Genomic DNA, 12,781 nt, shown 5'->3' with positions numbered 1-12,781 from the left:
TGATAATATGGGGAGGGTCAATCATGAAAATTGGAGAGTTCATAAAAATTAATAATACAACTAAAGATACTCTAAGGCATTATATAGATATTGGTCTCTTGATACCAAAGAAGAATGGAGCTCAATATGATTTTGATGATGGGTGTAGAGCTGATTTTCAAGAAATTCAGAGACTGAAAAATATGGGGTTCAAGTTAAATGAGATAAAGAATATTTTCTTCTATATGAAATTAGGAAAATTAACAGGGTATAGAGAAGATGAATTATATAAAGAAATATTTAATAGAAAGAATAAAGAATTAGAAGAACACATTCAAAAATATAGAGAATACAAGTGCATGATTGAAGAAGAAATAGATGATTTGAGTAAGGTGCAGAGTACCAAAAGAAACACGGTTGGAGTAAACTTAAATATACTTCAACTTCTAGCATGTCATAAATGTAAAGGTAAGTTAAAACTTAAGAATGGGGAGATTGAGGATAATAAAATTATAAATGGTTGTCTTCAGTGTGAATGTGGACAAAGTTATTCTATAGAAGAAGGTATTTTAAAGGGGAATAAGATAATTGAAAGGGAAAAGAAGGAATATGAGTGGTATGATATAAGCAAGTATATACTCAATACAGAGGATGATTATCTAGAGGAGATAATGAAAAGTATCGAGTGGAGTCTAAGGATAAAGGAGCAGAAAGGAATAGATTTCACTGGTAAAGTTCTAATGGATCTTGGGGTTGGTTCAGGTTTTTCATTAAGATGTTTATATGATAAACTTCAAGATGATACTGTATATTTTGCTGTCGACCATTTTATGGAAGATCACAGAAATCTTAAAAAAGTTTTAGAAAAAGCTCATGTAGAGAAAAATATAGTTTTGATGTGTATGGATTTTGAAGAAATTCCTTTAAAAAATAATTGTGTAGATAGTATAATTGATGGATTTGGAAGTAGTAATTATGCTTTTGAGAATAAAGAATTCCTTCTAAGAAAGATTAATAAGGTTATAAAAGAGAGTACAGATTTATTTGGATTATATAACATATTTAAAAAATTTGATACAAACACCGAAATTAAAGCTGAGGTTAGAGATAATTTTATACTGAATAAAGTTAAAGAGGAATTGAATAGTTTGGGATATACAATAAGCAATGAACATATTGGAGAGTGTTTGACTAAAGGCGGAAAATATGATGATTATTTTTTAGAAAGTGAGAATATGTATTTCTATAGTTGTTATGGTAAAAGAGAGTAGGATTTTTTGTGGGGTAACCCCACTTTTTTTATTTAAATAAATAAAAAATACTAAAAAAAGTACTTGCAGTTGGGATTTCCCCTCTTGATAAGATTAAATAAAGGCATGTGAAAATAAATAACAAGTCAAATATACGAGTATACTGACTGGTTATTTATTCGAACTTGCCTAAAGGAGGAGATTAATATGGAAAAAAGAATTGAGAAGGTTGAATTTAGAAATAGATTATATTATATTGTCGGTAATTTTATATCAGTATTCGGTTCTTCCATCTACAAATTTGCTATAGGATTATATGTATTAAAATTGACAGGGTCAGGTTTAACATTTGCAGTATCATTAATATTTTCAATATTACCTAGTATCTTAATGGCTCCAATTACAGGGGTTATAGTTGATAGGGTAGATAAGAAAAAATTGATTGTTCTTATGGATATAATCAATGGGTGTATATTTTTAATGTTGTTTCTACTATTCATTACAGATAATATTAATCTTTGGATAATATATGGTACTAATATGGTGATAGGAGTTTTATCAGATATATTCTATACAGCATTTACTTCAGCAAAACCTAAGTTTGTTTTTAAAGAAAATCTTATGAACATTAACTCTATAGGAACTATAATTAGTTCAATATCTAGTATATTAGGACCGGTCATTGGAGGAATAGTATTTGGATTCATGGGGTTAGAAGTCTTTGTATTATTTAATGGTATATCATTTTTAATATCTGCCATTATGGAAGCTTTGATAGATTTTAAGATAAATGAAGATACAGAAAAAGAAGTTGTCCAAAAGAAAAATAGTTTAGGAATTTTAGAAGATATGAAGGGTGGCTTCAGATATATCAAAAGGAGAGAAGATATTGTATATGTTATAGGGTTATTTATAGCCTTGAACTTCTATTTAGCACTATCCATAAATGTACCGATTCCCTATATAGTAAATAATGTTCTAGGCTTGTCTTCTCAGGTTTATGGAATTATACAAGGGGGATTCCCTATTGGAATGATAATTGGTGCGCTTCTTGTGAAGCGATTGAAAGTGATTCAATATATGAAAATAATAATGAACACTAATCTTGTTATCGGTGTGGCATTCACTATAATGACAGTTGCTGTGGTGAGTAATCCCTTGCTTGGGAATTTACTAACAGCAGGACTCTTAACAATCATGATGTGTTGTATCGGGATATGCATCTCATTCATTAATATTCCCATAATGTATTTTATGCAAAAGGAAGTAGAAGAAGAATTCAGAGGACGAGTCTGGTCAGCTGCAATGTGTACGATTAACATAGTTATTCCACTAGGACTTGGGATCTCAGGAGTTATGACAAAGGTAACCCCACCATATACTGCATTCTTGGTAGGGGTGGCTATTATATTAGCTATGAATATTACAACTATTATAAAAATGAATAAGAAACAAGTTCGTGAAATTATAATAGATATTGCTTAAACCACAGTCATCCAAAAGGGTGGCTGAGTTAATTTTCCCAATTATACTAAAAACAGAACTATATCACTTTGAATATAAAATATATCTAAATAGACAATTATACATAAATATCCTATAATTATAAATAATAACATTTGTGAATTGAAGGGAGATGTATCATGAAAAAAATATTATATAATATTTTTTACTTGATATTAATGGTGCTAATATATTTAGATGTGCGATTTATTATACGCTTCATAAGATTATGTAATATTAATTTTACTATATTGTTAATTTTCATATGCTTTTTATTAATGGTGTTGCTGTTTATTATTGGCGGTAAGTTAAAGTCAATAGAAAAAAAGGAATCTAAATTTAAATCATAATGATGTAAAACACTTTGAAAAATCAAAGTGTTTTTTGGACTATGCCTATATTTTTTGATAATTTAGGTAATTACTAATAGTAAGCGAATTTTTGAGAAATAGGAGGCTTGCTATGGAAAGAGACATGTATTGTTCAAATTGCACCTGTTTTGAGGGAAAAGATGATGATGGAGGTTGGTGTTTAGAGTATAATTGTCTAAGGATAATTGGTGATATGTGTATAGATCCTGACGATTGGAGCTATGAAAGAAAAGTAGAGAGTGAGTAAAAGGTGAAAATGATCATACTTTGGAAATTAATGCTTTTCCCTTTATGAATAAGATCATGTAGGGAAAGCATTTGAGGTATGGTTTTTACCCGCAATAAATCCTTTGAATAAAATATAAGCGGATTTGGTATAGATTTTATAGACAAGCTTCACAAAACTAGTATTGTTATTTTGAAAAAAAGACTATAATATAAGATGGGACAAGTAATTATTGAGACATGAAGAGAATGGAGGGAAAATATGAGACAAACTAATACTGAAGAGATGCAAATAGAAAGAGAAATAGAATTTGAAAGACCATTTGCAGGGCTTCTAGCAGGAGTAATTGGAGCTATATTAGGGACTATATTCTTTGCTTTAGCAAGTATACTAATTGGAAGTACAAATATAATCATATATGGTTTAGTTGGGTATTTCATTGCAGTAGTTGTAAGGAACCATGGAAGAGGAAAACATATATATTTTCCAATAGTTGCGGTGATTTGTACTATTGTATCCTGTATTATGGGACAATTAATAGTATATATTTACGCAGTGTATTTGGCTGCAACAGAATATGGGGTAAAAGTACTGATGGTTATAGATATGAATGATTGGGAAACACTACTAAATGGGATAATATATTTATTTAAGAGTGGGACAATAATTTATCTTCTACTTGGGGTAGTATTTGCATACCAGCATTCGAGAATAAAGAACAAAGAATAGAGAATAGGTAACGAGTAAAATTTTAATATAACAATATGGATAAAAATGTAACAAGTTGAACTTTTATCATATATGACGTATAATCATAAAGAAAATTATCAACTAGGAGGTCTATATGTTTTTTAATTTAAATAAATGAGTTAATTATATAACAGAGGGTGCTATGAAACAGATCTCTGAAGCCTTCAGTCGAAGGTTGCAAAATACAGGAATAACAAGAATACAATGGATTGCACTTTATCATATTAAAGACAATCCTTCTATATCACAGAGAGAACTATCCAATAAAATGAGAGTTAAAGATTCAAGTATTGGACGACTATTAGATAGACTTGAGCGTGATGAATTAGTGATTAAAGAGCGTAGTAGCAAAGATCGACGTATTATTTATGTTAATTTAACTGAAAAAGGTGATAACTTGATTGAAGAATGTTTACCAATAGGTGCGAAATTCAATGAGGATTTAACTAAAGGTATTTCTGAAGAAGAGTTGAAAATCTTTGAAGATGTAATCATGAAATTGAAATTAAATGTTGTTGAAGAGGACGTGTAAGTTTATGCGTTCTTTTTTTATTTTTTGAAATATTGTTTGAAATTTAACAAATTGTTTGCTATACTTAATATTGCATAAGCAAATAATAAGTGGGAGGGGTATAATATGAAGTATAATGTTAGAGAAATGTTAAATAGTTTTGTGGGTGGATTAGAAGGTCTTTCAACTACAAACCCAGAGCACGTGGGAGCGTTCATGGGATTATTAGGTGCAGCATATGAGCCTAAGGCGTTAGATTTAAAAACAAAGGAATTAATGAGTGTAGGAATTGCGTGCTTTAGTAGATGTGAATATTGTATAGTATATCACTCATACAAAGCATTTGAAGCTGGTGCAACAAAAGAAGAAATATTAGAAGCAGCTATGATTTCAGTTGCATTTGGTGGTGGCCCATCAATGGCTTACTCTGTAACATTACTAAAAGAATGTATTGAAGAATTTGAAGGCGACTTTAAGTAAAAAAGGGAAAAGCTTAAAAAAGCACGGCTTGTCGTGCTTTTTTTATAACAGGAGGCAGCAACTATGGAATTTAAATTAAAAATAGAAAAACTTTCTGGTCATGATTCAGAAGGTAAAGTTGGAAAAATAAATTTAAAAACAGGAGCATCCGTTAAGTCAGGTGATGTGATTTTTACTATCGAGTCTGGAAAAGGTGCTTTAAAATATATATCAAAATATAATGGAACAATTAAAGAGTTGAACATTGTTGAAGGACAAACTATAAAAAAGAATGAAATCATTGGAAGTATAGATGGTGAAGAAGTTAAGGCGGCTGAACCAATAAAAAAAGGATATTCATTTGGCATAGCAAAACCAAAGGAAGAAAAACTAGAACCAGATGTGCTTATTATCGGTGGGGGCCCGGGCGGTTATGTAGCTGCAATTAGGGGGGCTCAACTAGGATTAGATGTTGTTTTAATTGAAGAGGATAAACTAGGAGGGACTTGCTTGAATTATGGTTGTATCCCTACTAAATCTATTGCACATAGCGTTAATGTTTTAAATCATATTAAACATGCTGAAGAGTATGGATTTAAGGTATCTGACTATGAAATATCTATGGAAAAGATAATTGAACGAAAGAATAATGTTGTTGGTACACTTGTGGGTGGTATTGAACACCTTATGAATACCCATAATATTAGAGTAATTAATGGTAAAGCTATTGTAAAAGATAAGGATACTATTATAGTTAAAAATAAGAAAATTGATGCATCGATTCAATTTAAGAATTTGATTATTGCAGCTGGTTCTAGTCCAAGTTCAATCAATATTGAGGGGCATGATTTAGATGGAATTTGTACAAGTAAAGATTTATTAGAAATGACTGAGGTTCCAAAATCAATCACTATTATTGGTGGTGGGGTTATTGGGATGGAATTCGCATTCATTTTAAATGAATTAGGATCAAAAGTTCACGTTGTTGAGTATATGCCAAAGATTTTATCTGTTTTAGATGAAGATGTAATTGAAGTGGTTAAAAATTCAGCTCTTGAAAAAGGTATCCATATCCATGATGGTGCAGGTGCTGCTGCTATAAGAAAGACACTTGATGATGAGTTTATCACAGAAATAGCTATTGGCGAAGAACATCATTTTATCACAAGTGAAAAAGTGATGATGGCTGTTGGAAGAAAAGCAAATATTGATTCATTAGAGCTTGAAAAGCTAAATGTTCAATTAAACGAAAGAAAAAATGGAATAGCTGTAAATGACAGAATGATCACTTCAAATCCGAAGGTTTATGCAATAGGTGATATTACAAATACTGTTCAACTAGCGCATGTTGCTTCACATCAGGGTATAGTTGCAATAGAAAATATAGCCGATATGGATGTATCAATGAAGTATGATAATATTCCAAGTGCAATATTCACAACACCTGAAGTTGGGTCTACAGGAATCACTGAGGGTCAAGCAAAGGCTAAAGAAATTGATTACACTATTGGAAAATTCCCTCTTATGGCAAATGGTAAAGCACTTGCTATGGGAGAAACAGAAGGTTTTGTTAAACTAATTTATGATAATACAAATAATAAAATAATAGGTGGCTCAATAGTAGGTGCTCATGCTACAGATATGATTGCAACAGTATCTAATCTTATTGGTAAAGCTGTAACAAAAGAAGAAGCAAGTCACATTATCTATGCTCATCCAACAACAGCTGAATCAATTCATGAAGCTATCTTAGATATTTCAGATAGGGGTATACACTTTGGATAAACTAAAATGCAATATATATATTTCACAATCAAATAATACTGGGTTTAATTTGTCTTTAGAAGAATATTTTTTAGATAATGTTAATGAAGATGAATGTGTATTCTTTTTGTGGCAAAGCAAAAACTCAATTGTTATAGGTAGAAATCAAAATGCTCTCAAGGAGTGCAATATAGAGAAAATAAAGGAAGATAATGTACAACTCATTAGAAGACTATCTGGTGGTGGCGCTGTTTATCATGACTTAGGTAATATTAACTTTTCATTTATTGCTCATGAGGATAATTATTGTATAGAAAAGCAGTTTAAAGTGATACTAGATGCTCTTGAAAAGTTGGGGATTTGTGCAGAATTCAACGGTAGAAATGACTTAATTACAGAGGATAAAAAATTCTCTGGGAATGCCTTTATTTCTGAAAAGAATAATAGATTACATCATGGTACATTATTGGTTGATGCTAACTTAGAAAAATTAAAGGATTATTTAAATCCATCAGAATTAAAGATTAAAGCTAAAGGATTTGATTCAGTTAAGTCTAGAGTAATAAATCTTAAATCTATTGATAGTACATTAACAGTAGAACTTTTAAAAGAACATTTAATTACTTCATTTGAAGAAGTATACGGTGCTGCGCAACACATTTATAGAGTAAAAGAAGCTGCACTTAAAGAAAACCTAGAATCCTATGTGGAAAAGTATTTATCAGATGAATGGAATTTGGATGATACACCAGAGTTTGATATTAACTTTGAGGAAAAATTCAGCTGGGGTATAATAGAATTTAAAATTGTTATTGATAATGGGTTTATACGAAGTTGTCATATCAATACAGACTCTATTATTTTAGACAACTTTCATGGGCTTTCAAAGAATTTAACACAGGCAAAAGTAGAGAAGGATATTATTTATAAAATTGTTGATGATTCTATAAATGATTTACAACTAAAAAAAGATATCTATGGTCTTTTGAAAAGAGATATTCATTTATAAGTTAAAAGAGTTGAGGGTAATATATGTTACCCTCAACTCTTTATATATTAGATATTAAATTCAAATGTTCTTAGATTTTTTTCTTCGTTTATTACTATACATATTTTCATCTGCAGTATTAATAACATCTCTAACAAGTCCTAATGATTTTTCAGAAAACGCAAATCCTATAGAAACTTCAAGTAGAAGGTCTTTATTGAATTTATTATACTTTTCTAAAGTATTACACAATAATGATAACATTTTATTGCAATCATGAAGGGTTGTATCTGTCAGAATTACAATGAATTCATCTCCACCAGATCTTGACACTATTGCATTTTCATTAAAAAGTTCTATTAATATGTTAGCCAACATATCCCCACATTCATGTCCAAAAGTATCATTTGTTATTTTAAGGTTATCCAGATCACAGAAAATAACCCCAATTGAAAGATTCTTTTCTTTGTCTAATATAGATATTTCTTTCTCAAGATAAGTTTTGTTATGTAAACCTGTTAATCCATCATAAAAGCTTAACTTTTCTAGTTTTCCTTCTAAAGCTATTCTATAGCTAACATCTCTAGAAACACCTTCTAGTGCGATTAATTTATTTTCTTCATTATAAATAGGAATAGTAAAATCCTCTAACCATATATAGTTTCCATTTTTATGTCTATATTTAACAGGTTTGGGTGTTGAATAATCAGTCGTACCATTTATTTTAGATAGAACATATTCTTTATGATCAGGATGTACTATATTTAATGGGAGATTTGGAGTAATAATATGGTCCTCAATGGTATATCCAAGAATATTTTCAATTGATGGACTTAAATAAGAAAATTTAAACTCTGGGTATACCTCTGCTCTATAAATAATATCTAGTGAACGATTAAATAGATCTACAATTTTTTCTTTATTATCATTTATATATGTATGTTCATTTATATTAATTAATGAAAAGCTTGAACTGATTTTACTGTTATTAGATGTTTGATTCATATAAGTTCTCCTTTGCAATTACAGTAATTCGGTCATTTTAGGTTTATGGAAAATGCGAAATATTAATACATAGCATAGATAATTATAAGATTTTATAAGATAACTTGTCAATAGAAGGTTTTATTGGTAAAAATAGTGTAATTACACATGTAATTAACATAGTACGACTCTAAAAAGTTAGCAAAGTAGATTATAATTTGCTTGTGGTATATAATGTAATATGAATTAAATATTAGGTAATAACAAAGAAGGAATATGATAAATGTTTGATGAGGAGTGGAATTATCATGATAATAGGAAGAACAGTAAAAGTTTTAGAAGATACCAATAGAAAAGAAATCTATTCTAAAAAAGAGGAGAATAGAAGAGTAATAATAAGTATATTCTATCCAGTAGATGGAGCATGGAAACCAGAACATCAAGCTTATTATAAAGATTTATATAGGCCTTGTGAAGAGGAATTTATCAACAGATATAAAGATGATATTAAAGTAAGTGAAGATTATCTTAATAATATTAAAATCAATGCATATAATGATGCACCAATTGCAAAAGAAGATAAAGAATATCCATTGATTATATTCTCACCAGGACTAGGCATGGGAAGAGATTCATCAATGTTTAATGTGGAAAGATTAGTTGAGGAAGGATATATTGTTATTACTATTGGTCATACATATGATACAGTATTCACTGTTTTTCCAAATGGTAAAATTATCACGCAAGTTACACTTGAAGATGGATCTACGTTTGAGAAGATGTTTGAGAAGATGATTGAGCTCAAAGATATGAGAAAGAATGATATAACTTTTGTAATTGATGAATTGAAAGAACTGAATAAAAATGATTCAATATTAAAATGTAAAATTTCTTTAAACAAGATAGGCACGATTGGACATTCTCTTGGAGGAGCATCTGTTTTGGATGCTGGGAGAGAAGATACAAGAATTAAAGCAGTTGCTATGTTAGATGGAGCACCACAATACTTAGATTTAAAAGAAGATATACAGTCAAAGAAATTTTTGAGCACTCCAGTTTTGAATTTAAGAATGGGTTCTATTGATTATAAATCAGCAATGAGCGAATATATAAATAATATGAAAGAAAAACTTGAAGGGGATGAGTTTAAGGAAAGAGTTGTGCAATATGATGAGATATTGAACAGAAAAATAGAGAGACAAAAAGAGCTTTATGAATATTTATCAGGAGATAAATCATTTATAAAATTAAAGGATTCAGAGCATATGACATTTACTGATTGGTATATAATCAATAATGAACTTGAAGAAGAGGGTATTATTCTGGTTAGAAGAGCTCATGAGATAATTAATGATGTTGTAATTGCATTTTTGAATCAACATTTATGTGGAAAAGATGGGGAGTATGATAGATTGATTCATAGTGGTAAGTATAAGGAGTTGTGCGAGATTTAGATATAGGTTTATTATATAGAATTAGAAGTTAATAAAGTGATATTTGAAGTATATTAATCACTGGAGGTAAAATGAAGTTTATTACGTTTTTTATAATCTATAGTGTTTTGTTTGTTATCTTTTATTGGATAATAAAAGAAATTAACATTTTTAAAAAGTTATTTAGTAAACATAGAAGCAAGAAACAGCATAAGGCAATTTTGTTTTTAACACTATTTTTATCTGCATTACCACTTGGATTTGCAAAAGAATTAACAAATATTAAATATGTTTTTCCTAACTATATAAGTATTATAATAAGTGCGTTTTCATGGTCTATTTATATAAATATTGCACGTTCATATATAAAAGAAGCAAAATGATAAAGTTATTTTTAAGCAACGATGATGAGTAAATAATAGGACAAACTATTTAAAATACTCGAAATGTATTAGTCCAATATATTTTTTACTTTCAAATTAGGAGGTTTCGTATGGAAATAAGGATATTACAATTAATTGATGGTGCAAAGAAAGCAGAAGGATTAACAGTAATAATTGATGTTTTTAGGGCATTTTCTGTTGCATGTTACACTTTCGGCAGAGGAGTAAAGAGACATATTCCTGTAGGAGAAGTAAATTTTGCACGTAAATTAAAAGAAGAGAATAATGACTATATTTTAGTTGGGGAAAGAAATGGCATAACTTTACCAGGATTTGATTTTGGAAATTCACCGACTCAAATAATTGGAGCAGATTTATCAGATAGGACAGTAGTACATACTACAACAGCAGGAACTCAAGGAATAGTTAATGCAAATAGAGCAGAGGAAATTATTACGGGAAGTTTTGTGAATGCGTCAGCAATAATTAGATATATAAAACAGAGAAATCCTAAAATTGTTTCTTTAGTTTGTATGGGGTATGCATATGAAGATGAAGCAGAGGAAGATGTTTTATGTGCAGAATATATTAAGAGTGCTTTAGAAGGAAAAGTTTTAGATCATAATGAAATTAAAGAAAGATTAAGGCAAGATGCAGGAAAAAGATTTTTTCAGCCGGAGAGTCAAGGTTGGGCACCTGAAGGAGATTTTGATTTATGCTTGGACTTTAATAGATTTAATTTTATTTTAAGAGCAGAAAAGAATGATGATGGGTTGTTTTATTTGAGGAAAATTGATATTTAATGATGGAAAAGATCTAATTAAAATATATGAAAATATAGGCATTTAAAAATCTAATATAAGAATTGTAAAACGAGGGGGCTTTTACATGGAACTAAATATAAAACAAATGAATTATGATGAAGCAAAAGAAATATCAAAATGGATTTATGAAGAGTCTTATTCAATTTATAGTATGGATGATAGTGAGGACTGTATCAATGAACTGCTTAATGGTCATTATTTTTCAGTTTCTGATAGAGAAGATAATCTCGTAGGGTATTACTGTTTTGGCGCGGCTGCTCAAGTTCCAGTAGGCAATCAATTTGGTGTTTATGATTCCAAAGATTTTACTGATATTGGTTTGGGAATAAAACCTAATTTGTGTGGTCAAGGATTAGGGCTTAAATTTTTAAATAGAGGAGTAGACTTTGCTAGAAATAAACTATCAGCAAAAGAATTTCGTTTGACGGTAGCGGCTTTTAACCAACGTGCAATAAAAGTATATCAAAGAATAGGGTTCAAAAAAGTTAATTCTTTTGAAAGAATATCAGAGAGTGGGAGAATTGAATTTTGGGTTATGGTTTTGCGTTAATACTGTATATATTTAGAAGTAATAAAGTAATTGAGGCATAAAATGTTTTGTGCTGTAAAGTAAGTATAATAATTACAACAAAATAGTAAGATAATACGCAACAAATATGAAATTTAGTACCTAGAATTTAAGGGGGATTAGTTTATGATTATATGGATAAATGGAGCGTTTGGTGCAGGTAAGACACAGACTGCTTTTGAACTACATAGGAGAATAGAAAATTCGTTTGTTTATGACCCAGAAAACTTGGGTTTTTTTATCTCAAAGAATATCCCATCAAGTATTAAGAATAAAGGAGATTTTCAAGATTATGAAGCGTGGAGGGATCTTAATTTTTCATTTATAAAGTATATAGAGGAGAAGTATGAGGGGGTTTTAATTATTCCAATGACTATAGCTAACCCAAAATATTTTAATGAAATAGTGGGTTCTTTGCGAAATCATGGAGTGATTGTAAAACACTATTCATTAATGGCTTCAAAAGCAACATTACTTAAAAGACTAAAAAGCAGAGGGGATGGAGAGAATTCTTGGGGAGCACAACAGATAGATAGATGTTTAGAAGGTTTGTCAAAGGGCGTTTTTCAGTCACACATAAATACAGAAAATATGTCAATTGATGATGTTGTAGAGAAAATAGCTTTAATGGCTGACATCAATCTCTTGCCTGATGATATAGGTAGATTGAAGAAAAAAATCAATCGTATTAAAACTCAACTCAAACAGAGACTCTTTTCTTGGCGATTTTAAGATATTCATAGAGTATAAAGAAATTCAAGTATGTATAAATATCAGTTAATGTTTCT

At 29.7% G+C, this 12,781-nt stretch carries 14 protein-coding genes; 13 read left to right on the top strand and 1 reads right to left on the bottom strand.

Annotated features, from left to right (window positions below):
- Positions 1-23: 23 nt before the first annotated feature.
- The 8 genes from KDK92_RS04670 (at position 24) to KDK92_RS04635 (ending at position 7,822) form a co-directional block, all read left to right on the top strand.
- Positions 24-1,250, top strand: a complete 1,227-nt coding sequence (locus KDK92_RS04670) for a MerR family transcriptional regulator (protein WP_250857895.1) — start codon at positions 24-26, stop codon at positions 1,248-1,250.
- A 186-nt stretch (positions 1,251-1,436) separates the two neighbouring features.
- Positions 1,437-2,714 (top strand): MFS transporter, encoded by a 1,278-nt coding sequence (locus KDK92_RS04665; RefSeq protein ID WP_250857894.1) that lies wholly within the window; start codon positions 1,437-1,439, stop codon positions 2,712-2,714.
- A 480-nt stretch (positions 2,715-3,194) separates the two neighbouring features.
- Positions 3,195-3,350: a hypothetical protein gene (locus KDK92_RS04660; protein ID WP_250857893.1), complete on the top strand. Its 156-nt coding sequence runs from the start codon at positions 3,195-3,197 to the stop codon at positions 3,348-3,350.
- Positions 3,351-3,590: 240 nt separating this feature from the next.
- Positions 3,591-4,058 carry a hypothetical protein gene (locus tag KDK92_RS04655; RefSeq protein ID WP_250857892.1) on the top strand — a complete coding sequence of 156 codons (468 nt, stop codon included), beginning with the start codon at positions 3,591-3,593 and terminating at the stop codon, positions 4,056-4,058.
- 163 nt (positions 4,059-4,221) lie between these two features.
- On the top strand, positions 4,222-4,611 hold the full coding sequence (locus KDK92_RS04650; protein ID WP_250857891.1) for a MarR family winged helix-turn-helix transcriptional regulator: 390 nt from the start codon (positions 4,222-4,224) through the stop codon (positions 4,609-4,611).
- A 105-nt stretch (positions 4,612-4,716) separates the two neighbouring features.
- Entirely contained in the window at positions 4,717-5,070 is a 354-nt protein-coding gene (locus tag KDK92_RS04645) for a carboxymuconolactone decarboxylase family protein (protein ID WP_250857890.1), read from the top strand.
- 63 nt (positions 5,071-5,133) lie between these two features.
- Entirely contained in the window at positions 5,134-6,834 is a 1,701-nt protein-coding gene (gene lpdA / locus KDK92_RS04640) for a dihydrolipoyl dehydrogenase (protein WP_250857889.1), read from the top strand.
- Positions 6,827-7,822, top strand: a complete 996-nt coding sequence (locus tag KDK92_RS04635; protein WP_250857888.1) for a lipoate--protein ligase — start codon at positions 6,827-6,829, stop codon at positions 7,820-7,822. The genes lpdA and KDK92_RS04635 overlap by 8 nt, the downstream gene beginning before the upstream one ends.
- A 60-nt stretch (positions 7,823-7,882) precedes the next feature.
- Here the strand turns inward: KDK92_RS04635 and KDK92_RS04630 are convergent, their stop codons facing one another.
- Positions 7,883-8,806, bottom strand: coding sequence for a sensor domain-containing diguanylate cyclase (locus tag KDK92_RS04630; RefSeq protein ID WP_250857887.1), 924 nt, complete (start codon positions 8,804-8,806; stop codon positions 7,883-7,885).
- Positions 8,807-9,093: 287 nt separating this feature from the next.
- On the opposite strand from KDK92_RS04630, the gene KDK92_RS04625 reads away from it, so the two are divergent.
- The 5 genes from KDK92_RS04625 (at position 9,094) to KDK92_RS04605 (ending at position 12,725) form a co-directional block, all read left to right on the top strand.
- The gene (locus KDK92_RS04625) at positions 9,094-10,239 is read left to right on the top strand and encodes an alpha/beta hydrolase family protein (RefSeq protein ID WP_250857886.1); all 1,146 of its coding nucleotides are present in this window, start codon (positions 9,094-9,096) and stop codon (positions 10,237-10,239) included.
- A gap of 71 nt (positions 10,240-10,310) precedes the next feature.
- Entirely contained in the window at positions 10,311-10,601 is a 291-nt protein-coding gene (locus tag KDK92_RS04620; protein WP_250857885.1) for a hypothetical protein, read from the top strand.
- A gap of 110 nt (positions 10,602-10,711) precedes the next feature.
- Positions 10,712-11,404, top strand: coding sequence for a 2-phosphosulfolactate phosphatase (locus KDK92_RS04615; protein WP_250857884.1), 693 nt, complete (start codon positions 10,712-10,714; stop codon positions 11,402-11,404).
- A gap of 85 nt (positions 11,405-11,489) precedes the next feature.
- Entirely contained in the window at positions 11,490-11,975 is a 486-nt protein-coding gene (locus KDK92_RS04610) for a GNAT family N-acetyltransferase (RefSeq protein WP_250857883.1), read from the top strand.
- A gap of 144 nt (positions 11,976-12,119) precedes the next feature.
- Positions 12,120-12,725, top strand: a complete 606-nt coding sequence (locus KDK92_RS04605) for an AAA family ATPase (RefSeq protein ID WP_250857882.1) — start codon at positions 12,120-12,122, stop codon at positions 12,723-12,725.
- The last annotated feature ends 56 nt before the right edge of the window (positions 12,726-12,781 follow it).

Source organism: Oceanirhabdus seepicola (genome assembly GCF_023684385.1).
GTDB lineage: Bacteria > Bacillota > Clostridia > Clostridiales > Clostridiaceae > Oceanirhabdus > Oceanirhabdus seepicola.
The sequence above is the reverse complement of the archived record's forward strand: the minus strand, read 5'-3'. Positions and strand labels throughout refer to the sequence as shown.

Excerpts from the sequence above, each read along its gene's own strand:
- lpdA (WP_250857889.1), top strand. The coding sequence starts at position 5,134 with ATGGAATTTAAATTAAAAATAGAAAAACTTTCTGGTCATGATTCAGAA.
- KDK92_RS04660 (WP_250857893.1), top strand. The coding sequence starts at position 3,195 with ATGGAAAGAGACATGTATTGTTCAAATTGCACCTGTTTTGAGGGAAAA.
- KDK92_RS04670 (WP_250857895.1), top strand. The coding sequence starts at position 24 with ATGAAAATTGGAGAGTTCATAAAAATTAATAATACAACTAAAGATACT.
- KDK92_RS04650 (WP_250857891.1), top strand. The coding sequence starts at position 4,222 with ATGAAACAGATCTCTGAAGCCTTCAGTCGAAGGTTGCAAAATACAGGA.
- KDK92_RS04625 (WP_250857886.1), top strand. The coding sequence starts at position 9,094 with ATGATAATAGGAAGAACAGTAAAAGTTTTAGAAGATACCAATAGAAAA.
- KDK92_RS04665 (WP_250857894.1), top strand. The coding sequence starts at position 1,437 with ATGGAAAAAAGAATTGAGAAGGTTGAATTTAGAAATAGATTATATTAT.
- KDK92_RS04655 (WP_250857892.1), top strand. The coding sequence starts at position 3,591 with ATGAGACAAACTAATACTGAAGAGATGCAAATAGAAAGAGAAATAGAA.
- KDK92_RS04610 (WP_250857883.1), top strand. The coding sequence starts at position 11,490 with ATGGAACTAAATATAAAACAAATGAATTATGATGAAGCAAAAGAAATA.
- KDK92_RS04645 (WP_250857890.1), top strand. The coding sequence starts at position 4,717 with ATGAAGTATAATGTTAGAGAAATGTTAAATAGTTTTGTGGGTGGATTA.
- KDK92_RS04615 (WP_250857884.1), top strand. The coding sequence starts at position 10,712 with ATGGAAATAAGGATATTACAATTAATTGATGGTGCAAAGAAAGCAGAA.
- KDK92_RS04605 (WP_250857882.1), top strand. The coding sequence starts at position 12,120 with ATGATTATATGGATAAATGGAGCGTTTGGTGCAGGTAAGACACAGACT.
- KDK92_RS04620 (WP_250857885.1), top strand. The coding sequence starts at position 10,311 with ATGAAGTTTATTACGTTTTTTATAATCTATAGTGTTTTGTTTGTTATC.
- KDK92_RS04630 (WP_250857887.1), bottom strand. The coding sequence starts at position 8,806 with ATGAATCAAACATCTAATAACAGTAAAATCAGTTCAAGCTTTTCATTA.